Raw genomic sequence first — 22,948 nt, 5'->3', positions numbered from 1 at the left:
CGACTGGAGGAAATTTTTCGAAGGGAATCTTTCGACGAAACATCCGAAACGAGGGGATACTCTATTTTTTTAGAAGAGTTGCCTAACATTTTGCACCTTCTTTTATGTAATTACTTACTTACTTATTGCAATCGTTTCGTCTAATCTAAAAAATGACAATCTAGAATAAAATCGTGAACGGAAAAAAGTATCGGTCGGGTCATATTGAAAAAAATAGGCTTAAGGTCGGTTATAGGAGTACAAGACTCCTCGAATTTCCACGTTATCGCATGCTTTGCATTTCTGCTTTTTGAAGGGAGCGGGGCTTTACCGAAATAGTGAGTGACACTGGGCCAGTCTTAACTTTTATAGGGATCAAAATGAAGTCGGTTAGATCGAAGGCAAACAACTCGGAAATTCAACAAATGAAGGATGAGGCTGCCTGTGAAACGATGATTCGCAAAAGAGATCGTTCCGCCACGGAAACGGCGATTCTTTTAGCTGCGATTCAAGTCTTTGCGAAGAAAGGATACGATGCCGCTAATACGAAAGATATAGCCAAGCTTGCTAATGCGAACGAAGCTCTGATCTTCCGATACTTCGGAAACAAAAAAGGTCTTCTCGAAGCCATTCTCACCCGATCCGAAGACATCAAACAAGAAGAGACCCCTACCCGCGCGAACAAAACGCCGGAAAGTTATCAAGACTTGGAAGCGAGCCTTCAGTATTCCATGTCCGGCAAATGCAGAGACTTTCGAGACGCGGAAGATTTTATGAAAGTCGCGGTAAGTCAGATCATACTGGACCCGGAAGTCAGCCAGATCATTCAAAAGAAAATTTATACGAGAGCCCTTCCCGAGTTTATGGCCGAGTTGGAAAAATTCAAGAAGGCCGGAAAAATCGATCCGAAAGCGGATCTCAAATCCATCGCGTATGCGATTTCTTCTCTTACCTTTGCGTTAGGCTTTATGGGTCAATGCGTTTATAAAATCCCTCCCGCGGAAATCCAAGCCACCATCAAAGAAGTCGCGAGGATCTTCCGTAAAGGTTTAGAACCGGAAGCGGAAAAGAAAAAATCCAAATAAAAAAGAATACGTTTGTCGGAACTCCTACAAGTTCTTCCCTGAAACAAAGCGCGCCCCACCCTAATTTTGGGCGGCGGTGGAGAGGAGGCGGGAGTGATTCGGGCCAATTTTCCTCTATCAGAAAATTCTAATTTTGTAAAGTAAAATCCCCAACTCACAACTTTGTAGGAACTCCCACAAAATCTCGAATCAACACTCCCCCGCGCCAGCGATTGGAGCGACGCACTCGCGGCCGCTTGCGGCCGAAGCGATGCATTATCGAACGACCCATAGGGAGTGAGATTGAGTTAGCTCGCGGAAAGCGCGTCGTTCCGAACATCGGAACGGGCGCCCCGCCAAGTTTTTAAATTAACCTTTTTTCTTTTGCTCTTCGCTGATCAGATTCAGAGCGCTCCCCGCTTTGAACCAAGCGATCTGCTGCGCGTTGAACGTATGATTCACCTTAATCTCTTGCGAAGAACCGTCTTTGTGGTGTAACACGAGAGTCAAAGGCACTCCTTCCTGAAACGAAGTCAGACCGAGAATGTCGATTGAATCCTCTTCTTGAATCTTATCGTAGTCGGCTTTGTCCGCGAACGTAAGCGCAAGCATTCCCTGTTTTTTCAGGTTGGTTTCGTGAATTCTCGCGAAAGACTTTACGAGAACCGCTCTCGCACCGAGATGTCTCGGTTCCATCGCGGCGTGTTCTCGGGAAGAACCTTCTCCGTAGTTTTCGTCTCCGACGATAACGGAACCGATTCCTTTCGCTTTATATGCTCTTGCGGTTTGAGGCACCGGCTCGTAACCGCCGGAAAGCTGATTCTTCACTTCGTTGGTCTTATCGTTGAACGCATTGACAGCGCCGATCAACAAGTTGTTGGAGATATTGTCCAAGTGACCTCTGTATTTCAACCAAGGACCCGCCATGGAAATATGATCCGTAGTACACTTTCCTTTTGCTTTGATCAGAAGTTTCAGACCTTTGAGATCGCTTCCTTCCCAAGGAGTAAACGGAGAAAGAAGTTGGAGACGATCCGACTTTGGATCGACCGCGACGTTGACCTTGGAACCATCCGCTGCGGGAGCGATAAAACCCGCGTCTTTTACGTCGAAACCGTTCGGAGGAAAATCCAATCCGGTAGGCGGATCGAGTTTCACTTCCTTTCCGTCCTTGGTTTTGAGCGCATCCGTAAGAGGATTGAAGTCCAATTTTCCGGCGATCGCAAACGCGGTCACGATTTCGGGTGACGCGACGAATGCGTGCGTTCCCGCAAGACCGTCGTTCCGTTTCGCAAAGTTTCTGTTAAACGAAGTGATGATGGAATTCTTTCTTTCCGGATCTTTCGTCTGACGGCTCCACTGACCGATGCAAGGACCGCATGCGTTTGCAAGAACCACACCGCCGATATCGGAGAATGTTTTGATAAGTCCGTCTCTTTCGATCGTATAACGGATCATTTCGGAACCCGGAGTTACGGTATATTCCGCTTTTACTTCGAGATTCTTTTCCGCAGCTTGTTTCGCAACGGAAGCCGCGCGAGTGATGTCTTCGTAAGAAGAGTTCGTGCACGAACCGATCAAACCGACTTCCAAGTTGGTAGGCCAGTTGTTCTTTTGAACCGCTTCTTTGAACTTGGAAAGAGGGGTCGCAAGATCCGGAGTAAACGGCCCGTTGATATACGGTTCGAGTTCCGACAAGTTGATCTCGATGACTTGGTCGAAGTATCTCGCGGGATCGGCATAAACTTCTTTGTCTCCGTTTAAATGCTCCGCGATTTTGTCCGCGAGTTCCGCGACGTCTTTGCGGTTCGTTTTTAAGAGATATTCCTTCATGTTCTGATCGTAACCGAACACCGAGGTGGTCGCACCGATTTCCGCGCCCATATTGCAGATCGTTCCTTTTCCCGTGCAGGAAAGACTGTCCGCGCCTTCGCCGAAGTATTCCACGATCGCACCGGTTCCACCTTTTACGGTAAGAATTCCGGCAACTTTTAAGATGATGTCTTTTGCGGAAGCCCAGCCGGAAAGTTTACCGGTGAGTTTCACGCCGATGAGTTTCGGGAACTTCAATTCCCAAGCCATGCCCGCCATCACGTCCACGGCGTCCGCGCCGCCGACTCCGATCGCGATCATACCCAAGCCCCCCGCGTTTACGGTGTGAGAATCGGTACCGATCATCATTCCGCCGGGGAACGCATAATTCTCGAGAACTACTTGGTGAATGATTCCGGCGCCCGGTTTCCAAAAACCGATTCCGTATTTGTTCGAAACGGAAGAAAGAAAATCGTAGACTTCTTTGTTTACATCGTTTGCGGTTTTTAAATCTTCCGCGGCGCCGTCCTTTGCTTGGATCAGGTGATCGCAGTGAACGGTAGAAGGAACCGCGACCTTGTCTCTTCCAGCAGACATGAATTGCAAAAGAGCCATCTGAGCCGTAGCATCCTGCATCGCGACTCTGTCCGGAGCGAAATCCACGTAAGACTTTCCTTTTTCGTAAGCAGTCTTTGGTTCGCCTTCCCAGAGGTGGGAATAAAGAATTTTTTCGGTAAGAGTAAGAGGTCTTCCAACAACGTTTCTCGCTTTTGTAACGAGATCCCCGATCTTAGCGTATCGGGCGCGAATCATTTCTATATCGAATGCCATTGTTTTCTCCGTAGGTTATGCACCTGCCCCAAGAATGCCCTGAGTTCATCGAGGAGGACAAGAACCTTAGACAAGCCCGGTATGCGTATTGGAGTCGGCAAACTTTCCGAGCCTCAGAAAGGTTGGTGGTTGGGACAAGTTATAAAATCATGCTGTTGTAAGCATTTTGTTTGTATAGGATTTTTCAAACGGTCGATTGAAAAATAACTTTTTCGGAATTCGTGGAAATCAAGAACGCTTCCTGGAATTCAATTTCTTATCTTATCTTTTATCTCACTCTCTACGGGTCGTTCGATAGGTCGTTCGATAAGTTTTCGAGAGTCGCGTGAACTCAGCAGAACGCTCCCTACGGGTCGCGTTCTAACTCAGCGGATTCTCAGTTCCACTCTGCGATTCATCTCCTTCCCTTCTTCCTTGGAGTTGTCTCCGATCGGAACGCTCGCACCTTTCGGAACGATTTCAAAACGATCCTGAGAAATTCCGTTCCCGACGAGATAATCCCGAACCATCTCCGCGCGAAGCTGGGAAACTTTTAGATTCGCGGCTTCGGAACCTTCCAGAGAAGTATGACCGATGATTTTTACGCGAAGGGAAGAATCCTCCCGCATCCAACGGGAAAGTTGGTTGAGATTCGGTCTCGATTCTTTGTGAACTTGAATGCTGTTCTTTTCAAAGCGGATCGTCTTTTCTTCGAGTTGGCGGAATTTCGGATTGGAAGACAATTCTTCCGAGTCATTCTTGCGCCACCAAGAAAAAGAAGATTTCGGTTCGACCTTCGGTTCTTGTTTTTCCTCTTTCGTTTTGAGAATCGCGACCGGACCCTGTAGGGTTTCTTTTTTAGTACCTTCCGAAAAGGCATCCTTCAACGAAGGAGCAGTCTTTTCTTTTGCGAAAGAAGTCGAAGCGGATTCCTCCGTCGCTTTTGACGCGCTCGCCGTAACGGAAGATTTCGTTTTCGACTTTGCCAATTCTTCCGAACGATCCTTGTTTTCGTTCGAGAACAGGGTCCAAAAGAAATAGATCAATCCCACGAGAATCAAAAGTCCCGCCAAGAAAATCAGGATCGGAACGGTCTTGTCCTTTTTCAGATGCGGTTTTGCGGACGGGGTAGGAATGTAATTCGTATAATCTTTTGCGGGAGTTTCGTAAGCGCCGCTCCCTTTGTCGTCGGACCAACTGGACGGGAAATTCGCGTCCGGTGCCTCGTTCTCGTCGACTAGGATCGATTCCGAAGAAGGAGTTCCTTTCTTTTTGGCTTCTTGCACTTTTTTAGCGGCCCATTTGCGGATTTCAGTGCGGAACCATTCGTCCGACTTTTCCGTAAATTTATAATTCTCACGGATGTATTCGATCGTGTGTTTTTCGATGTCCGTATAACTGTTGTTATCTTTGACGGCCTTCAAGAGTTGTTTCGCGTCGTTAACCGAAATTCTACCGTCCCGTTTGCCGGAAGTGAATTCCTCGGCGAGTTTGATCAACTCCCGATCGTATTTTCTACCTTTGATGGTAACGTAGTAGTTCTCTTTTTTCGCCATGATCCCCGCCGCACCAAGGTTTAAGGAAGAATTCATTCCCTGCAACCAAAGTTTTTACTCTCTTTTATAAGATCGACCTTTCGACTCGATTTGTTGAGCCGCGTTTTGCGTTCAGAATCTACCGAAGTACGGACTGATTTCCCGAAGCGATCCGCCGCCCAAAATGGCGAGAAGAAGCCGGTCCAAACCGATGGAAATTCCGCACGATTCTGGAATCCCTTCTTGGAGCGCGCGCTCCAAACCGGAATCGATCGGGAAAACTTCCTTTCCGAGATTGTTCCGAAGAATCTGCTCGGAACGAAACCGGGAAATCTGTTCCACGGGATCGGTCAATTCCTGAAACGCGTTTCCCAATTCCAGATTTCCGTAATAGAGTTCGAAACGTTTCCCGAAACCGGATTCGATTTTGGAAAGCGCGGCCAACTCCGGCGGATAATCGTATAAAAACGTAAACCCTTTAGGAAGATGCGCCTCCACTAAATTTAAGAATACAATAAAAAAGGAATCTTCGGTTGCTCTTTTTTCCGCGGGAATCTCGCTGAGTTTGTTAAGCGAAATCGTTCGGTCCAATTCTTCCTTGGAAATTCCGCAGTTCGCGAATTCGCGGAAAGCGTCCGCGACGGAAATTCTACGCACCGACTTCTTCTCAAAACCGAAAGGATGAAAGTCCCGATCCAGAACCTCCAGAAGTTCGACGCAAAAATCCATCAGACCTTCGAGCCGCATTCCGGCGGTATAAAATTCGAGCATCAAAAACTCGGCGCTGTGATACGGACTTCCTTCTTCGCCGGAACGGAATGTGTGCGTGATCTCGTAGATTCTTTCCAAACCCTTGGAGAGAATTTCCTTCAGAGAATATTCGGGAGACGTAATGAGAAATCCCCTCTCCTTTCCCGAAGGAGATTGAACTTGAAACGGATCCAAATACGGTTCCATCGAAGGGACCGCCTTGAGACAAGGCGTATCCATTTCCAGATAATTTCGTTCTTCGAAAAAGCGGCGCAACACGGATAAGAACTTGGCGCGTTTGACGAGAATTTCCCGGCTCAATTCGTTCATCTTTGAATTCGTTTTCCTCTTGATTCCATTTTAAAAAGAGGGAGCATAGGATCTCGTTTGATTTTTCCCGCCGATCGAAAATTCTTCGGCGAACAAAACGCATGGACCCGATTCAAAGACACGAACATTTCGAAATCCGCAAGAACCGCCAATCGACGGAAGTGATCCCTCTTTTCGCTTCGTTCGACGATTCTTCGTTCGACGAATTGAAGTCCGTTCTCGCGCTCGTGTTCTATCAATCCAGTCTTCACGTAAAACTCGATCTGAGCGGCGTCAAGGTGTTGCCTCTTCCGGTCGCGATGAAGATTCTTTCTTTCGCATTCGATCTTCGTTTGAAAAACAGAACCCTTGTCATATCCGGTGCGAGCCCTTCTTTTAAAAAACTGATTCAATTCTATCGATTCGACAAGGCCGTCCTAGTCTTCTGATCTTCTTCTTTTTTCGTCCCGTTTCCAAGGTTGAAACACGAGTTTGATCCCCAAGTTTCCCAAAAGCAAAAGAAGCTTCGGAGAGATTTCCGTTTCCTTGCGGGAATAATCCGAGAACTCCACCGAAACGTACATGCAAAGATGATGTTTCGTCGCGAATTCCTTTACCTTATGACGGGAAGGAAGCACCTTCTCCAGAATTTGAAGGATATGATCCTCGAGCGGGGCCAGCGCGTCCAATGTGGAATGCAGCTGCCAATGACCGAACCCGAGGGGTTTTCCTTCCTTGTCCGTGGCAATTCTGGGAGTACTAAAATCGGGCTTGAGGTCTAACTCACGTGTGACGGATTCGGAGTTGAGTCCGTCTTCGTTTACGGAGAGGATCGCCCATGTGAGCGGGTTGGACAAAGGTTGGCTCATGGTATTTTACACACTTTCAAACTTTACGAATATTTGATTATAAATTTACACAATCCACAGTTTTATCACCGTTCGGCGGAGAAACCCGAAAGCTCTAAATTATGAAACGATCGAGAATCTGGTAAAAATGTGGCGAATAAAAAAAATTCCTTTATTAACATTTCATCGGTTTTATCTGTTGCAGATAAGGTAATTTTATCCTCTAATCTCTACCGGGGGCTTGGTAATGAAAACAATTTTAGTCATCGAAGACGATCCGGATATCGGAAATTTAATCCGTAAATCCTTGGATTCGGCGCACTACTCGACAACTCTACAAACAAGCGGAGAAGAGGGACTCAAATTTTACAAAGCGAATCATCCCGACATGGTTATCCTAGATCTTTCTCTTCCGGACATAGACGGAATCGAAGTTTGTAGAACGGTCAGACGCAACGACGAAAATACTCCGATTTTCATCGTTACCGCAAGAAACGAAGAAATCGACAGAATTATGGGACTGGAGTTGGGTGCGGATGATTACATCACGAAACCTTTTTCCGTTCGCGAACTCAAGACGAGAGTGGACGTTTTCTTTCGCAGATGGGACAAAAAAGCCGGAATCAAACCGAACGTCGGCGCAAGCGGAGAAATTATCCGCGGTTCTTTGAAAATCGATCCGGTCCGCAGAAGAGTCACTTTGAAGGACAATATCGTAAACATCTCTCGGAAAGAATTCGACATTCTTCAGTTGATGGCTGCTTCTCCCGGAAAAGTTTTTTCCAGAGAAATGATCCTCGAAGCGGTTTGGGGAATGGAATGGGACGGTTTTGAAAGAATGATCGACTCCCACGTAAAAAGAATCCGTTCCAAACTGGAAAAAAATTCCGCTCAACCGGAATGGATCGAAACGATCTGGGGAATCGGTTATCGATTCACGGACAACTACGATAACATCGTAATCCCGGATTAAGATCCGGAAGAGTTCAAAGCTCCCCCGCTTTGAAACGCAAAAGCCCGGTTTAACCCCGGGCTTTTTTATTTCTCGGGCGTTGCCGCGAAAGCGGCCGGGCTCTCGACAAACTGATTTAAGGATTAAAAATTTTTTCCGCTTCGTGAACGAAACGAAGATCGAGTTCGGTGACCGAATTTTTGGAATGAGTGAAGATCTCGACCGTAACCTTTCGATACGTCAGAAAAAGATCGGGATGGTGATCCATCCGCTCGGCGATATTCGCGAGTGCGTTTACGAACTCTACGCCGCCGACGTATTTGTTAAACGAATACGTTTTGAAAAGGAAAGGAACGTTTTCCCGGAACCGCACTTCCCAACCTGAAGGAATTTTTTCTTTCAGGTCTTGCAGTTCGCGGTCGTTCATAAAAGATTAGAAAACCTTTTTGAGGGTTTGTTTGATTTTTTCCGCGTCGTCGACGGCTCCGTTGGAAAGTGATCCGGCCCTTGCCATCAAGTTGACCGCGCCGTCCATTCTCGCCTTGAGTTCTTCGATCTTTTGAAGTTGTTCGTTTAAGAACACGATCTTGGAATCCAATTCCATCTCCCTTCTTTCCAAAAGAAGTTTGAAGTTGTCGAGTTCCTGAATCTTCTTCCGAGTTTTTTTCGCCTCGGTATCCACGTCTTTTCTGTAATATTTCTCGAGTTCCTTCTCCGCCTGAAGATGACGGTCTCGTTCCGCCTTGAATTCTTTCTTCATTAACTTCAGAGCTTGGCGGTACGCCTTGTTAAAGATTCTTTGCTTTTGACGTCTTCTGAGACGAACCAGCTTGCCGATCCAATTCATTTGTTTATCCTAACACTGGGATGATTCTTAGCCTGCAAAAAATTTTCACATCGAAACGCGGAACCGACTTTTTGATCGTAGGCGATCCGAAAAGGTTCCGGGCGTTTGCGTCTTTTCTCGAACGGATTTTTCCACTCTTTTACTTAGACTTCAAAATTCGAGAGAAAAACCGCCCTGCGAAAGAACGAAAGTGGTTGATTCCACAGACGGAGAACTTACAAAAAGAATCGGGAGGAATCATCCATGACATCCAAGGCGGAAGATTTCAATGAAGAAGTGGAGTCCTTAAAGGACAAAGCGAAACGCATCACCGGCAAAGCCCGCGAAGAATATCTCGAACACGTTTCCGATCTTAAGGAAAAGATCAAACAGATCTCGGGCGACACTTCCGAAAGAGCGAAACAAATTATTGACGAAACCGGAACTTATATCAAGGAAAATCCGCAGAAGGCGACTTTGATCGGACTCGGAGTGGGACTCGGAATCGGACTTCTCGTCGGAATGTTGATTCGCAGAAAATAATACGAACCGCCGGGAACCGATGGCTAAAAAAAGAAAATCAGATTCCAAATCGGAATCGTACGACTCCGATTATACGAAACGAGGAAACGATCTCAAATCGCATTTCCTCTCTTTGGTGGATTCCGTTCTGGAATACTTCCAAACCCTTCTCCTCTACGGAAAAAAATTCCTCATCAAGCGCTTTCAGGCGGGAATCCAAGCCTATATTTTTCTCAAGATCGGGCTTTTTTTTCTGGCATTCGGCTCCATCGGGTTGTTAGGCGGGGCGTTCGTTTTTATCCATAGAATCACGGGCGGCGATCTTCTCATCTCCAGCCTGGGCACGGGGGGAATCAGTTTTTTCCTTTCGATCGTCTTTTTGTGGTTAGCCGCCTCTTCTCTTCGGATCAAGGACCGGTCATGAAGGAATTTCCGGATCTCAATCCGTTTGAAGGAAGCGATCGTTTTCTTGGTAAAGATCCTTCCGAAATGAGCCTTGAGGAATTAAAACTCTATCTCCACATTCAAAAACTGAGAGTGCGTTTGGAATTCGAAAAATTCCAGTCTTCGATCAATTATACCGGTATGATCGTCGACGCTCTGGATAAGTTGGGCATGGGAGAATTCTTACAGTCCTTTCTGAAAGTGCCGGATCACGTGTATTCTCCGGACGAAGAGTAATTCGTTTTTTAAAACCTAGAAACGTGGGAACTCCCCCATTTCCGACTCAATACTTTCCTTGCTTCTTTGTTGATTGTTTGTTCGCAAGACGCATAACGCTTTCGAATTATAAAAACGAACAAAAAGGAATTCTATGAGCACCCCGATTTCTACAGCAAAAAAACTCGTTCTCGAGTATCCGTATCCGAAAGGTCTTTTGGAAAAGATTCCGGCGGAAGGAACCTATTACGACGGAACTTCTTCGGTTTATTTTCAGGAGGACGAGAAAGTCACGCCGACCATTCTTGCCAAGGCATTGCACTACTTCATCGATATCGACGAAAAGGAAACGCCGGAAAAAAAGATTCCGCTCGGCTCCTCGAAGTTGAAAGGGCTTCCCCATCTTCCCAACGCGAAATTTTGGCCGAAAGAAACGTATTTTTTCGCGCAGCTCAATATCGCCGAATTCAAAAAGTATGATATTGAAAATCTTTTTCCGGACGAAGGAATTCTCTACATCTTCGATACGATCGAAGGCGAGTTCATCTTAAAATTCTACGAAGGGCCGATCGAGGATTTAAAGGTCGTCGAGTACCCCGACGAGGATTCCCTTCCCGAACCGGAATATTATTTGGAAGAATACAGAGACGCGACCTACAGACTTTCCTTTTCACCGAAATATCTTTTCTATGTGGCGGGCGACGCGTACGATTACAGAACGATCGCAAAACTTCTCCCGAAAGCGTTGTACGACAAGCTGACCAAACTTCTCAAAGCGGAAGTCGCGACCTGGAATCCGAGTCTGAGAATTTTCGGAAGACCCTTGTTTTGGCAGGGCGAAGACGAACGTATGGACGATGAGGACGACGAAGAAGAGAACGGCAAATCCCGTCGTCGCAAGAAATCCTCATCCAAGATCGAAGAAAATTCGGAAATTCTAATATTTCATTCCGAAATCGGCGAAGGCCACTTTCACATTCGAATCGATCGCAAGGATTTAAAGAAGAAAAAATTCGAGAAGGCCTACTCGACTTATTCGGGAACGTAGAGTGAAAACTTTCAAAGGAACGCCGACGTAACTCGGTCAAACGGCTCGATTCAGCTTAGGATTGAGCCGCCACCGACCTCGAGTCGAGTTCGCGAGTTTTATTTGGAAGCGGTTTCCCCTTCGGTTGTCGGATAGGTTTTCACCTCGCGGATCTGGATCGTTTCCACACGATCCTCTCCGGCGATGATGTCGGATAGAATCACGACTTGATCGCCGTCCTCGATTCTTCCCGCTTTCTTTAGAGTTTCGATCGCAAGTCGAATCGTCTTTTCGGGATCTCTGGAAAAATCGATCCGATACGGAATCACCCCTCGCGTCAGCCAGAGTTTCCGGCGAACCGTGGTCATGTTCGTAAAAGCGTAGATCAGCGGATAATGAGGATGAAATCCCGCCACGTTGAGCGCGGTCGTTCCTCTTCTCGTGATCACGATGATCGCGGGACACTTTAGAGAATCCGCAAGTTCCGATGCGGATCTCGCCATCTGTTCCTTTTTGTCCTGAGGAATTTTATCTTTTACGTAATCCACGCCGCCCGTCTTCTCGACGCGCTGTGCGATCTTGTCCATCATCTCCACACAACGGACCGGAAATTTTCCGGCGGCGGTTTCGCCCGACAACATGATCGCGTCGGCTTCTTCGTAGATCGCGTTTGCGACGTCCGTTACTTCGGCTCTTGTGGGAGAAGGATTGCTGATCATCGATTCCAAAAGGTGGGTCGCAACGATGACTCGTTTTCCTTTGAGAGCGCATTCTTTGATGATCGCCCTTTGCAAAATCGGAAGTTCTTCGATCGGAACTTCGACGCCGAGATCTCCGCGTGCGACCATGACTCCGTCCGAGGCCGCTACGATTTCTTTCATGTTGCGAACCGCTTCCTGATCTTCGATCTTTGCGATGATCTGCGCGTGACCTTCGTTTTCTTCGATGATTTGTTTCAGCTGATTGATGTCTTCCACCGAACGAACGAAGGAAAGCGCGATAAAGTCCACGTCTTCTTCCAATCCGAAAAGAATGTCCTTATGATCCTTTGCCGTGATCGAAGGAAGATTGACGCGGATTCCCGGAAGATTGATGTGCTTTCTCGAACCGAGTCTTCCTCCGTCCAACACCTTACACTTGAGAGCGGAATCGTTGATCTCTTCGACGACGAGATTGATCAAACCGTTGTCGACCGTGACCGGATCTCCGACTTTGAGATCTTTGACGATGTCCTTGTAATTTACGAAAACGGATTGTTCCTCGGATTCTTCTCCGGGAATGATATGAAAGGTGAACGTTTCTCCCACTTTCAAATCGAGGTGATCGACCTGAAGATCCCCCGTTCTGATTTCGGGGCCTTGCGTATCGAGCAGAATCGCGATCGGATTTTTGAGAACGTCTTTGTTGAGAGCCTTAATATTGCGAATGATGCTTCTGTGAAAGTCGTGATTTCCGTGGGACATGTTCAGACGAGCCACGTTCATCCCCGCTTCGGCGAGCGCCTGAATCATTTTTTTGTCGGCGGTGGCGGGTCCGATGGTGCAGATAATTTTCGTTTTTCTAAAAACAGAGGATTCGCTCTTCATGTAGTACCTTTATTCGGGAGCGCGGGGCGTAGGACAATCTGGAATCAGATTTTCGGCAGGGTTTTCTTCAGAAAATCGTCGAGAGAGATACAGAAGTCGAACAAATCCTGATCGGGCATGCTCGCGTCCTTCTGTTCGTTGATGATCGCGGAAGATTTTTCCATCAGATCCCTTCCGTTCTTTTTGAGGTAACGCTTCGTCACGAGAATCGGAAACGTATATCGTTCTTCCTGATTGCGGACCATAAAGGAGAAGATTTCGTTCTTACCGAACTTCTTGAGAAAGTTGATCAAACCTTCCTCGTCGATTTCTCCGTCCATTTCATACAGAAGAATATTGCGATCGGGATATTGACGGCTAGACCAATAATCGTCCAGAATATCCAGAACCCGTTCGAGAAGTTTCGCGTTCTGAGGATCGACTTCTTTCGGTGCGGAAGACGCGGGAACTTTGTCGTCCTTCGCGTGAGCCGCGGCCTGTTTGCGCGCCTGCTTCTCCGCTTGTTCTTTGGCGTCTTTTTCCTTAACGCGTTTTTCCGCGAGTTTGGAAGCGTCTTCCTGAATCTTTTTGGTGCGGGCTTCGACGATTCGTTTGTTCAACTCGACCGCGTTATGCGCCCGGATCTGTTCCGCTTCGAACTTATGAACCGTCGCGTTGCCGAAAAGATTTCTCCAGAGTCTCGTAAAGAACGGAAGATACTTGAACAGACTCGAAAGTTCGAGCTTATCGAAAGAAGCCGCCACATCGCGGTTGTCGATAAAATCCTTCACCTTCATCCGATCGAGAATCCGAATCTCCGCGTCGTTTCCGGTGGAAGCGAAGATTTTCCGCGCGGCTTCGATTGCGCCTGAAATCGAAAGTTTATGAAGAACATACGTATACAGGGCGTTTTTGTCGGCGAACTCGGTATGAAGAATCTGTTCGTGATTGGCGACAAGCGTGCGGATATCCTCTTCGAGCTGTTGTCCGCGGAACCGGAGAAAATTCAGATCCACAAGACGGTTCGCGGATTTGATATAGTCGAGAATCTCGCCCAGCTTGACCTTCTTTTCTTCTTTTTCCTTTTTTTCCTTGTCTTCTTCCTCGAAATGGATCAGCGCGAGAAGTTCTTCCATCGCCGTTTTCTGATCTCCGTACGCCGGACTTAAGAAAGGCATGATGGAGTTGACGAGGGTTCTCGTGTTTTCCTTTTCCTCCGCGGTCAAAGCGCTTATCGCCCCGATCTTTTGGAGTTCGGGAACCAGACGATCCATTAGAAAACTCTTATACGCTTCGATTCTTCCGAGAATCTCGTCGTGAACGTTGTAGTAAAAAACGGACCTGTTCCCCGGATTGAGGGCGTGTTCGTTCCGAAAGAAGAACAACACCTTCTGTTCCACCAGTTTTTTGAGAACCGGTTTGAGATGAATGTTCACCGTAACCTGTTTTAGGCCCGGAGTAACGTCCAAAGGGTCGTTAAAAAGACTTCCGATTTCAGTGGAAGCATAGGTGTCCGTGAGTTTGTTTTCCAGAATCGCGGTATGAATTCGCTTAACAAATTCTTCCTTTCCGGGGAAAACCCGTTTTTCTTTCGCCCAACGCTGGATGGAAGCGAACGTGGTTTGATTGACGCCGTCCACGTAACGATGGCTCGTGGAAGCGTCGGTCGGCTGCGGTCTCGCAAAGACCGGGTTCATTCTGAGATACGAATCGATTCTTCCGTCGGCGCCGTCTCCGCTCGGATTGAAATCCACCATGCAGATTTTTTTTACGATCGGGGGATTGTATTTGGTGGAGAGTTCTTTGAGATAGGTTTGAATCCTTTCCTTCTCGATGTTTAATTCTCTGGCTAATTGATCGGCGTTGGGAAGAATTTTGTTCGCGACGAACTTATCCGTCCAATCTCCGACCACGAGAAGAAGTTTGTGGATTCCCTTGTATTGGAAATCGCCCCTGGACTCAAGAGACTGAGTCAACTGCAATGCAGTATTATAATCCGCTACTTTGAGTTCAGGAGACTGAGGTTCCAACATGGAATGACAGTATCATCCAAGGAAATTTTTTTTGTAAAGAAGTTCTGCATTTAATAACGCAGCGCCCGCCGCTCCTCGAATCGTGTTGTGACTCAAGACGACATATTTCCAATCGAACACAGGATCGGGTCTGAGACGACCGATTACCGTAGTCATGCCGTTTCCTGTATCGAGATCCAATCTCGGCTGCGGACGATCCGCTTCTTCACGATATAAAATCGGAGGATTCGGTGCTAACGGAAGCCCGAGCTTTTGCGGCTCTCCGGAAAATTCTTTCCAAGCGGTAAGAATTTCATCCTGCGTCGGTTTCTTTTTAAACTTCACCGACACACACACAGTATGTCCGTCAAAGACCGGAACGCGGTTGCAATGTGCGGAAATCGGAAAATCCGCGTGAACGATCTTGCCGTTCTCCACTTTGCCGAGGCATTTGAGAGGTTCGATCTCCGCTTTGTCTTCTTCCCCTCCGATATGAGGAACCACGTTTCCTAAAATGTCCATGGTCGGAACTCCGGGATAGCCGGCGCCGCTGATCGCCTGCATAGAAAAAAGCATAACGGATTCGATTCCGAAACGATCGTAAAGGGGCTTGAGAGAAATCGTAACGCCCATGATCGTACAGTTCGAATTGGTGATGATCTTTCCTTTGGTCTTTTGAGAAGTCAGAACTTCGAGATGAGACGCGTTGACTTCCGCGGAAAGAAGAGGAACCGTCGGGTCCATTCTATGATTTTTAGAATTGGATATGATATGAATTCCCTCGTTCGCGTAATTCGTTTCCACTTCGCCCGCGATACTCGCGTCCAAACCGGAAAACGCTAATGCGACACCCTTCGTCTTTTCGGGATCGGGGATCGTGATGACGATGTTTTTTGCATAAGCAGGAATATCGGAAGAAATCTTCCATCTCGTCTTCATAACTTCGCCGTACGTCTTGCCGGCGCTGTTTTCGGAAGCACAAAGATGTGTGACTTCAAAGTACGGATGATTCTCCAGCAATTGAATGAATCGCTGACCTACGGAACCGGTGGCACCTAAAACGGCAACTTTGACCCTGCTCATAATTGAATAAAACGGAAAAGCCCGCCCTCACATTTCGATAGTATTAGCCGAATTCGGCTCGTTTATCATGGTTTTAAAGGATTCTTGCGTTGTCTTTCAGAAATTTTGACGAATTCTTCCGCATAAATCGAACTCATTTTCATCATACCCGGATATGTGAAATGATGATAATCGCTGAAATCCTGCATGAGCAAAGAATGGCGTAAATCGCTGAACCAAACCCCTTTTCCGGCGAGGGATTCCAAAAATGCAATATGGTCCCGATACCAGCTCGAATGCTCGTACCATCCGAGGCTGATCGGGTTTTCGGGATTGTTGACGATCCAGAGCGGAATCCGTTTTTCTTTCAAAAATCCTGCGAACTTTTCGAGGTAATGGAAATGAAGCACCGGAACGAACTTTTCGTCGCGAATGCGGAGTTTCGCTTCCCGAAGGGCGATCAGATAACCGATCCCGGGCCTTTGAGAGTAATCGTCGAGCAATCGGAAGTTAAAGTATTTAGAATATTCTAAATCACTCATACCGATATACCGAAGATCCTCCAGCCGTTCCTCCCTGGTATATTGCATTCCGTTTCGGGGAATATCCGTTCCGAAGGTTTGCTGCAGCCGAACACCGAGTCGATCGTAGTTCCAGTCCTTGTTTTCACCCGAGGCATAATACGGAATCCAAGTATGCGAAAGTTCAGCGTGAATCAGCGGATCGCGCGAAACGTCCTTCGTACCCGACGACACATCGTCGGTTCCCGCGGCCGAATTTACGCCGCCACTCGAGCCGGACACATCGCTCTCATAAAAAGCTTCGTCCAATAGAATCTTTTTCCAACCAGATTCCGCAAAAAAAAACGATTGAACTACATTCTCTTTTTGGAATGTGATTTTAAGCGGCCCGGAGGCGAGAATTTCCGGAACGATCTGGATTAAAAATCCGTTCTTTTTCATCGTTTCCGTCGAAACAAACGAAAATTTTTGTCCGGTCCAGCCGAGAGAAGTCACCCGTTCCGGGATTTGAACCCCGTTGTAGCCATGATAACTCGTATTTCTTCCGTAACGATGATCGTAGAGAGAACGAAGATTCTTCCAAAAAACGTCCTTATACCGATAAAAACCGAAAAGTCCCGACACGATATACTCGGAAGTTCTTGCAAAGCCGAGATCTGAAAAAAATTCAATCGCGGTTTCCAACGGAAAAATAAAACGGGACTGAGGCGCTTCGAAAAAATTCAGCGCGTCCAAAAGAAGAATCCTAGGATCCATGGTTTCATTTTTATTTGCGGGATTCATCGAGTATGCACGGTGCAATCTCCAATCGATGAAGTTGATCGGAAACACGACAAAGTCCGGCTCCAGTTCGACGATCTTTTTCCGGCAAAGCCACGCGTCGAGAGGAGTCATCCCCGCGTAAGAAAGAAACTCCACCTCGACTTCTTTTCCCGTCCTGGCAACGATCTCTTTGCGGAAAGATTCCCGATCGAAGGAATAATGTGCGATGCTCGAACCTACGATGAGAATCCTAGGATTCCGTTTTTGTTTTTCCCGAAGCGAAAAGTATTCGTACAAAAAATTATAGAAGTGATTGGAACTCCAAGGAGATTCGTTCGGAACCTTCCAGATCAAAACGCGAAAGAATAAAAAGTCGATGAGGAATAAAAAAAGAATCCCGCTCCCCAGAAGAATCCATTGTTTCCTGCTTCGTTGCGATCGTTCCGTTTTCGATTCCGCAGTTTCCCGTTGCTCCAAATAATCCCTCGTTTTCAAAACCCGACGTTGCAAATTCTTGCAACCGAGCGTCGTCTGTCCAGGAACTTCTTTTTTGACTTTACCCTCAATTCCATCCGGGAATCCTTTCGGGAAGAATGTGGAAGTATGTTCTCAGCCTGATTCTCTTTTTTCTTTCCCTGTTTTATTCCCTGACGCGAAGCCCGGAAGGGATCTATCTGAACTCGGATATTTTGTATCTTCCCGCGCTTGCTCTGGATGTATTTCGGGACGGAGGAAATTTTCTTTCCTGGTCGTTCACCCCCTCTCCGTATTTTTTTCCGGACTTCCCGATCGTATCGATCCTCCTTTTGCTTTTTGAAAACGCATATCAGGCTCTACTTTGTTTCGCATTCTTACAGACGATCACGTTCACAGTTCTTATGGAACGTTTTTGGATTTTCGCACAGGAAGAACGGAACCGAAAAAAACTCTCCCAAAAGGAAGAACGGCGCGTGAAAGCCTGGGTGTTACTTTTGATTTCGTTTTTGTTGCTCGCCGCAGGCCTGTTCCCGACTTTGTATATTCTCTTCTTACCGTCGATCCATGCGAGTGCGTTCTTAATCGCGTTGTATGTTTGGCCTCTTCTTCACCAAAGAATGGAAAAACGAAACGCGATCTTTTTGTTTCTTTGGATCGCGCTTACCACAGCGTCCGATCGGATTCTCTTTATCGAGTTGATCGTTTCGGGAATCTTAGCCGGTTTTGTTTTTTCGTTCACAGTAAATCGAAAAGACAAAGGATGGAAACGGTATTTTCCCGAAAGTTCCAAACTTCTTTTACTCGCGGGTGTTTTCGGATTGATCCTGCATGCGATTCTAAAATCGTTTTTATACATCGAAAAGGCGGGACGAATCCCAGTGCAACTTTCGGTCGCGCAAGCAACGAAAGACGGAATCCGTTTTTTTACCGAAGCTCGACTTTGGTTCACGTCGGATTTGCAAGGGAACGTTCCGGTGCCCGCGATCTTACTCTTACTTCTCGCGCTTGCCCTCCTTGCCGGTTTAACAAGAATTCGCAAAACGAAATCAACCGCGTTTCTGTTTTTTTTCTTTGCGGTTCTCGTCCTTGCGCCCGTTGCAACGGGATCATACATCGACGAATATAGCCTGCGTTATGCGGCACCGGCTTTGATCCTCGCACCATTTTTTCTATGTTTCGTCGCCGGATTTCCGAAACGTTATCTTACTCTCGGAATTTTTCTTTTATTCCTTTTGCTTTTGCTTCTCGGGCACAAATCGACGGGAAACGGTCAAAATCAACCGATTCGGCTCTCCCTGAGGGTACCACAGGAAACCGCGTGTATCGACACAATCGTCGAAAAAACGCCGATTTCACTGGTCGTGAGCGATTTTTGGGCTGCGAAAAGGATTTTCGTTTTTTCAAAAAAGAAAATTCGCTCCATCCATGTCGCCTACGGAACATTAGAAGGTTCTCATACGATTTCGAACAAAGATCGATATTTGCAAAATTACGCCGGAACCGTCGCGATGTTTACGAAAGGATTCGGAGAAGAGCGGATTCGGGAAGTTTACGGAGTTCCGTCCAAACGATTTTCCTGCGAAAACGAAGCGTTCTTACTCTACGAAGATTCCCGCAGAATTCAGGAAGCGCTCCGTCGTCCGTTTCAAAAAACGAAATAGAGAAAGGGTTTTGTTTCCACGGTCAAGACAACGCCCACGATAAAACCGAGGGCGCTCAGTAAAGCGAAAAGACTCCAGTGAAGATTCTCCCGAAAGGATGAAAAAGAACCGGAGAATTCTTCTTTTCTACCGATCCAGGCCGCCGCGACCATCAGCCCAAAAATCGTCAGGAACTGAGTCTGCATCGTGTAAGTGGGTTCAATTCCGTCGCGAAACCGAAAAAGAGCGACAAACAGATCCATCGATCCCGAAAACGTTTTCGATCGAAAAAAAATCCAAATCAAACATACCAAAAGAATTACAAAAATCTGATATAGAATTTTCGCGATCCGAGCTACGAACAAACCTTCCGTCCAAGGAAAACGGATCCGGTCCCGAAACCATCGTTCCAACGCCAAACAAAGCCCGTGTAAAAATCCCCAGATCACGAAATTCCAACTCGCTCCGTGCCACAAGCCGCCTAGAATCATGGTGATCAAAAGATTGCGATAGGTCACAAGTCCGCTGATTCGATTTCCCCCGAGAGGAATGTAAAGATATTCGCGGAGCCAACCGGACAGGGAGATATGCCATCTTCTCCAAAAGTCGGAAAAACTATCCGCCGTATACGGAAGTTTGAAATTCTCAGGAAGACGCACTCCCAAAAGAAGCGCCGAACCGATCGCGATGTCCGTATAACCGGAAAAATCGCAATATATCTGGATCGCATACGAAACGACGCCCATCCAAGCGAAAACGGTGGAGACGGATTCCGGGAATTGATAAGCGAAGTCCGAAATCACGGAAATGCGATCGGCGATCACGGCCTTCTTCACGAAACCCAAAAGAATCAGCCAAATTCCTTCTCGAATCGGAACGTTCTCCCAGCGAAACAGGGAACGAAGCGCGGGCAGAAGAATTCTCGCGGAAACGATGGGACCGGCCACAAGCTGCGGAAAAAAGGAAAGGAATAGGGCATAATGCGCGAAACTCTTTTCCGCCGGGATTTGTTTTCTATAAACGTCGATCGAATAACTCAGCGATTGAAACGTGTAAAACGAAATCCCAACCGGTAGAATCACCTTCAAAGCCGGAGCCTCGACGTTCCAGCCAAACGAATGAAAGAACTTTAAAAACGAATCCGTAAAGAAATTGAAATATTTAAAAAATCCGAGGACCGCAAGATTTCCGATTAAAGAAAGAAGGAGAAGAATTTTCCGCTTTCGAAGATTCTCCTGAGCATCCAAACCCCGACCCACGGAGTAATCCAGAACGGTAGTAAAAAGAATCAAGACCCCGAAGCGATAATCCCAGGAAAGATAGAAAAAATAACTGACCAAAAGCAGAAAATACAAAACGAAAACATTCTTCTTCGGAAAGAACGCGGCAAGAGCCCATCGAACGCACCAAACGATTGCAAAAAAAAGAAAGTATTGTGGAGTCGTAAAATTCATTCAAACCAAGGCGACGTACGAATCCAGAATTTCGGCAAAACGGAAATCCTCCAGCCGTTTTTCAATTCCAGCGAACATCTTAGGGAGAAAAGAAGCTGAAAGATTTATCGAACGAAATTCTAAACTCAATTCAGAAAGCCGTCTCCGAAATCCCCGATTCCTTGTCCGAGGACCTGGCCTTCGAAGTGGAAATGTTTTTGTCCAAGCTTCGGCTTCTCGGTTCTAAAAAGGGAAACGAAACTCGGGAAATCGATCGAGACGAACTCAAGCAAACCTTGTTCCAGATTCTTCGAGAGGACATGGTGTATTCTCTGCAAAAAATTCTCTCCGGAGCGAAATTCGTAAACGACTCGTTTCCGGACCTAACGCCGATTCATCGTGAAATTCTCGCAATTCTGAAAGAACTCGGAAATTATCACAGACCCCATCCAGGACGAGATTATTCCAGAATCTCATTGCTTGAATCCTGGTTTCAGGGGCTTTCCAAAACGTGGACATTCAACCTTCAAAGGGTGGTAGATACGTTCCAACTATATCGCTGGAAACTGTATTCCTTTGCAGAAGAACGTCCTTTTACGTATCAAAACCCATCTCAAGTCATCGAAAGAATTCTATCTCCCGAAGGCTCCGGTTTAAACTTTGCGCAGATCTACGAGGCCGAAGTTCTTTTACGGAAAAATTTTCAATTCCATCTTTTACGAAAAATCGGATCGGAAAACCGTCTCAAATATTTGATTTCCACGGAGATTTTAAGCTTAGAATCCGATTCCCTCATTCAAAACCTGCACGCAGTCATTTCCACACGCTTGAAAGAACTGCTCAGTATGCGGCAGTTAGAGCACGAGAATATTTTAAAAGAAAAGCTCGACCTCGAAAAAGAATTTCGCCAAGCGGAGAAGATTCAGAAAAAATCATTACGCGCGGATCTTCCCGGTCCTGAAGAAAACGTAAAAATACAAATTCTCTACAAGCCCGCGCTTCCTGTCGGAGGCGACTTTTACACGATCCGCCGAATTTCCGGCACCGAATACGGAATTTTTCTTGCGGACATTTCGGGCCATGGAATCGGAGCCGCTTTGTTTTCCAATACGCTCAAATCCAGTTTTGAAAAAAATTCCGGATATTGGGAGCGTCCCGGCAAACTCTTAAGAAAAATCAATGAAGATGTGTATGGTAAACTGAACGATAACTTCATTACAGGAATTTATATCTACCTAAATATCAAAAAAAAGCTAATCAAATACGCTAATGCTGGGCATAACAAAGGGATTATTTTTAATCAGCTATTGCCTAATTTTAAGCTTCGTTTTCTTTCTCCCGGAGGAAAGGTTCTGGGAATCTTTCCTAAAATGGACTATAAAGAAAGGGAGATACGACTTAGTTCCGGAGATAGAATTGCGATTTTTACCGACGGAATCCCGGAAACCCACAACGCAGGACAAAAGATGTTAGGGGACCGGGAGCTCTACCGCTGGCTCACGCAGCGCGGCATTGCTTCGTCCGCCATTGCCGAAATTACCCCCGAGAGCATCGACCAGCGCCTGATCGAATTCAGAGGATCCAACAAGGCAGAGGATGATATTTGCCTAATTTTAGTCGATTTTAAATAAATTGATCTATTCCAATTCTTTTTTATGGATTATTTTTAATCAACTTCTACGAAGATCAAACAGTCCATTTATTTTTTATCCCACAATTTGGGCAAACTGCTGAAATTTCAGCCTTTACTCTTCGGCCTTTTGGTGTTTCTATTTTTCCAATTGCAACGAACTCGAAATCCACGCCCTCCGGGACATAATGCCCAGCTCCGTATTTCGCGGAGCCTTCAATCATATACGAACAGGCGTGGCACCGCACGCGGAGTTTAATTACTTCAGCCATAAATATTCCGTAGATTGTCGGAAATGCCGGGCTTTCGTAAATTCCTTTTTCTGACACCTTTGCATCTGCAGGAACTTTTCCTACACATGACAGATTTGCATGATTCTTGATAAGCTATGATCTGTTTTTGTCTATAGTTCCCCTAAAGGAGCCCTTTCCACAGGAACTCCGGCTCCGCAGCTTGAACCTTCGCCCTTTGATCTATCTGCCGTCACTCCGGCACGGCTTTTCCTTTTGCAGGCATATCGCAGAAAATCCTGCAGAAGTTAGGTCCGTTTTCAAAGGATTCACGTGCCCTTATTTGATCAAAGCAGCCATTCGCCGATTCAATGGCCTTCCCTGCCGCCTCTTCGCAGAAACCGTAAACAAAGGCTTCCACGACATTTAGCATTGGTCTATTTTTGGGCATTAAAACTTCTATATGTGACATAATCCTAAAAATCTTAAATTCCCAGTCTCCCTGTACTTTGTTGATTTCGG

Annotated in this window: 22 protein-coding genes; 9 read left to right on the top strand and 13 right to left on the bottom strand. The window is 46.5% G+C overall.

From position 1 onward, the window contains the following. The first annotated feature begins 359 nt into the window (after positions 1-359). Positions 360-1,064 carry a TetR/AcrR family transcriptional regulator gene (locus LFX25_RS18415; protein WP_238731729.1) on the top strand — a complete coding sequence of 235 codons (705 nt, stop codon included), beginning with the start codon at positions 360-362 and terminating at the stop codon, positions 1,062-1,064. Between the two features lie 348 nt (positions 1,065-1,412). On the opposite strand, the gene LFX25_RS18410 is transcribed toward LFX25_RS18415, so the two are convergent. The 3 genes from LFX25_RS18410 to epmA all read right to left on the bottom strand — a co-directional run bounded on the left by LFX25_RS18410 (position 1,413) and on the right by epmA (position 6,280). Beyond that, positions 1,413-3,686, bottom strand: coding sequence for an aconitate hydratase (locus tag LFX25_RS18410; RefSeq protein WP_238731728.1), 2,274 nt, complete (start codon positions 3,684-3,686; stop codon positions 1,413-1,415). A gap of 365 nt (positions 3,687-4,051) precedes the next feature. Next, positions 4,052-5,266 (bottom strand): OmpA family protein, encoded by a 1,215-nt coding sequence (locus LFX25_RS18405; protein ID WP_406600542.1) that lies wholly within the window; start codon positions 5,264-5,266, stop codon positions 4,052-4,054. Positions 5,267-5,332: 66 nt separating this feature from the next. Then, complete coding sequence (gene epmA / locus LFX25_RS18400; protein ID WP_238731726.1) at positions 5,333-6,280, bottom strand: EF-P lysine aminoacylase EpmA; 948 nt, start codon at positions 6,278-6,280, stop codon at positions 5,333-5,335. A gap of 101 nt (positions 6,281-6,381) precedes the next feature. Here epmA and LFX25_RS18395 point away from each other — a divergent pair, with 101 nt between their 5' ends. After that, positions 6,382-6,708: an anti-sigma factor antagonist gene (locus tag LFX25_RS18395; protein ID WP_118957238.1), complete on the top strand. Its 327-nt coding sequence runs from the start codon at positions 6,382-6,384 to the stop codon at positions 6,706-6,708. On the opposite strand, the gene LFX25_RS18390 is transcribed toward LFX25_RS18395, so the two are convergent. After that, positions 6,697-7,116 (bottom strand): DUF4279 domain-containing protein, encoded by a 420-nt coding sequence (locus tag LFX25_RS18390; protein WP_238732066.1) that lies wholly within the window; start codon positions 7,114-7,116, stop codon positions 6,697-6,699. The genes LFX25_RS18395 and LFX25_RS18390 overlap by 12 nt on opposite strands. Before the next feature lie 238 nt (positions 7,117-7,354). Here LFX25_RS18390 and LFX25_RS18385 point away from each other — a divergent pair, with 238 nt between their 5' ends. Further along, positions 7,355-8,080 carry a response regulator transcription factor gene (locus tag LFX25_RS18385; RefSeq protein ID WP_069609813.1) on the top strand — a complete coding sequence of 242 codons (726 nt, stop codon included), beginning with the start codon at positions 7,355-7,357 and terminating at the stop codon, positions 8,078-8,080. Between the two features lie 115 nt (positions 8,081-8,195). Here the strand turns inward: LFX25_RS18385 and LFX25_RS18380 are convergent, their stop codons facing one another. Beyond that, a complete protein-coding gene (locus tag LFX25_RS18380; protein WP_238731725.1) occupies positions 8,196-8,486 on the bottom strand; it encodes a 4a-hydroxytetrahydrobiopterin dehydratase in 291 nt (96 codons plus the stop codon). Positions 8,487-8,492: 6 nt separating this feature from the next. Then, positions 8,493-8,906 (bottom strand): hypothetical protein, encoded by a 414-nt coding sequence (locus tag LFX25_RS18375; protein ID WP_238731724.1) that lies wholly within the window; start codon positions 8,904-8,906, stop codon positions 8,493-8,495. A 243-nt stretch (positions 8,907-9,149) separates the two neighbouring features. Between LFX25_RS18375 and LFX25_RS18370 the strand changes: the two genes are divergently transcribed. The 4 genes from LFX25_RS18370 (at position 9,150) to LFX25_RS18355 (ending at position 11,115) form a co-directional block, all read left to right on the top strand. Then, entirely contained in the window at positions 9,150-9,428 is a 279-nt protein-coding gene (locus LFX25_RS18370) for a hypothetical protein (protein ID WP_238731723.1), read from the top strand. Between the two features lie 19 nt (positions 9,429-9,447). Further along, on the top strand, positions 9,448-9,831 hold the full coding sequence (locus LFX25_RS18365) for an LBF_4227 family protein (protein WP_238731722.1): 384 nt from the start codon (positions 9,448-9,450) through the stop codon (positions 9,829-9,831). Further along, positions 9,828-10,088 carry a hypothetical protein gene (locus LFX25_RS18360; RefSeq protein WP_238731721.1) on the top strand — a complete coding sequence of 87 codons (261 nt, stop codon included), beginning with the start codon at positions 9,828-9,830 and terminating at the stop codon, positions 10,086-10,088. Before LFX25_RS18365 ends, LFX25_RS18360 begins: the two co-directional genes overlap by 4 nt. 133 nt (positions 10,089-10,221) lie before the next feature. Beyond that, positions 10,222-11,115 (top strand): DUF1963 domain-containing protein, encoded by an 894-nt coding sequence (locus tag LFX25_RS18355; protein ID WP_238731720.1) that lies wholly within the window; start codon positions 10,222-10,224, stop codon positions 11,113-11,115. A gap of 98 nt (positions 11,116-11,213) precedes the next feature. On the opposite strand, the gene pyk is transcribed toward LFX25_RS18355, so the two are convergent. The 4 genes from pyk to LFX25_RS18335 all read right to left on the bottom strand — a co-directional run bounded on the left by pyk (position 11,214) and on the right by LFX25_RS18335 (position 17,430). Continuing rightward, entirely contained in the window at positions 11,214-12,680 is a 1,467-nt protein-coding gene (pyk, locus tag LFX25_RS18350) for a pyruvate kinase (protein WP_238731719.1), read from the bottom strand. A 44-nt stretch (positions 12,681-12,724) separates the two neighbouring features. Then, the gene (locus tag LFX25_RS18345) at positions 12,725-14,692 is read right to left on the bottom strand and encodes a hypothetical protein (protein WP_238731718.1); all 1,968 of its coding nucleotides are present in this window, start codon (positions 14,690-14,692) and stop codon (positions 12,725-12,727) included. A gap of 12 nt (positions 14,693-14,704) precedes the next feature. Then, positions 14,705-15,754: an aspartate-semialdehyde dehydrogenase gene (gene asd, locus LFX25_RS18340; RefSeq protein ID WP_238731717.1), complete on the bottom strand. Its 1,050-nt coding sequence runs from the start codon at positions 15,752-15,754 to the stop codon at positions 14,705-14,707. A 65-nt stretch (positions 15,755-15,819) separates the two neighbouring features. Continuing rightward, complete coding sequence (locus LFX25_RS18335; protein ID WP_406600551.1) at positions 15,820-17,430, bottom strand: hypothetical protein; 1,611 nt, start codon at positions 17,428-17,430, stop codon at positions 15,820-15,822. 179 nt (positions 17,431-17,609) lie between these two features. On the opposite strand from LFX25_RS18335, the gene LFX25_RS18330 reads away from it, so the two are divergent. Beyond that, on the top strand, positions 17,610-19,154 hold the full coding sequence (locus LFX25_RS18330) for a hypothetical protein (protein ID WP_238731715.1): 1,545 nt from the start codon (positions 17,610-17,612) through the stop codon (positions 19,152-19,154). Here the strand turns inward: LFX25_RS18330 and LFX25_RS18325 are convergent. Continuing rightward, positions 19,139-20,587, bottom strand: coding sequence for an MBOAT family O-acyltransferase (locus LFX25_RS18325; protein ID WP_238731714.1), 1,449 nt, complete (start codon positions 20,585-20,587; stop codon positions 19,139-19,141). The two genes, LFX25_RS18330 and LFX25_RS18325, sit on opposite strands and share 16 nt — an antisense overlap. Positions 20,588-20,748: 161 nt before the next feature. Here LFX25_RS18325 and LFX25_RS18320 point away from each other — a divergent pair, with 161 nt between their 5' ends. Then, positions 20,749-22,197 (top strand): PP2C family protein-serine/threonine phosphatase, encoded by a 1,449-nt coding sequence (locus LFX25_RS18320; protein WP_238731713.1) that lies wholly within the window; start codon positions 20,749-20,751, stop codon positions 22,195-22,197. 55 nt (positions 22,198-22,252) lie between these two features. Here LFX25_RS18320 and LFX25_RS18315 read toward each other — a convergent pair whose 3' ends face one another. Next, positions 22,253-22,468, bottom strand: a complete 216-nt coding sequence (locus tag LFX25_RS18315; protein WP_238731712.1) for a hypothetical protein — start codon at positions 22,466-22,468, stop codon at positions 22,253-22,255. A 211-nt stretch (positions 22,469-22,679) separates the two neighbouring features. After that, the gene (locus LFX25_RS18310) at positions 22,680-22,898 is read right to left on the bottom strand and encodes a hypothetical protein (RefSeq protein ID WP_238731711.1); all 219 of its coding nucleotides are present in this window, start codon (positions 22,896-22,898) and stop codon (positions 22,680-22,682) included. Positions 22,899-22,948: the final 50 nt, after the last annotated feature.

The organism is Leptospira sanjuanensis (assembly GCF_022267325.1).
GTDB classification, from domain to species: Bacteria; Spirochaetota; Leptospiria; order Leptospirales; family Leptospiraceae; genus Leptospira; species Leptospira sanjuanensis.
Note: the sequence above shows the minus strand (reverse complement) of the source record. Positions and strands in the feature narration are given on the sequence as shown.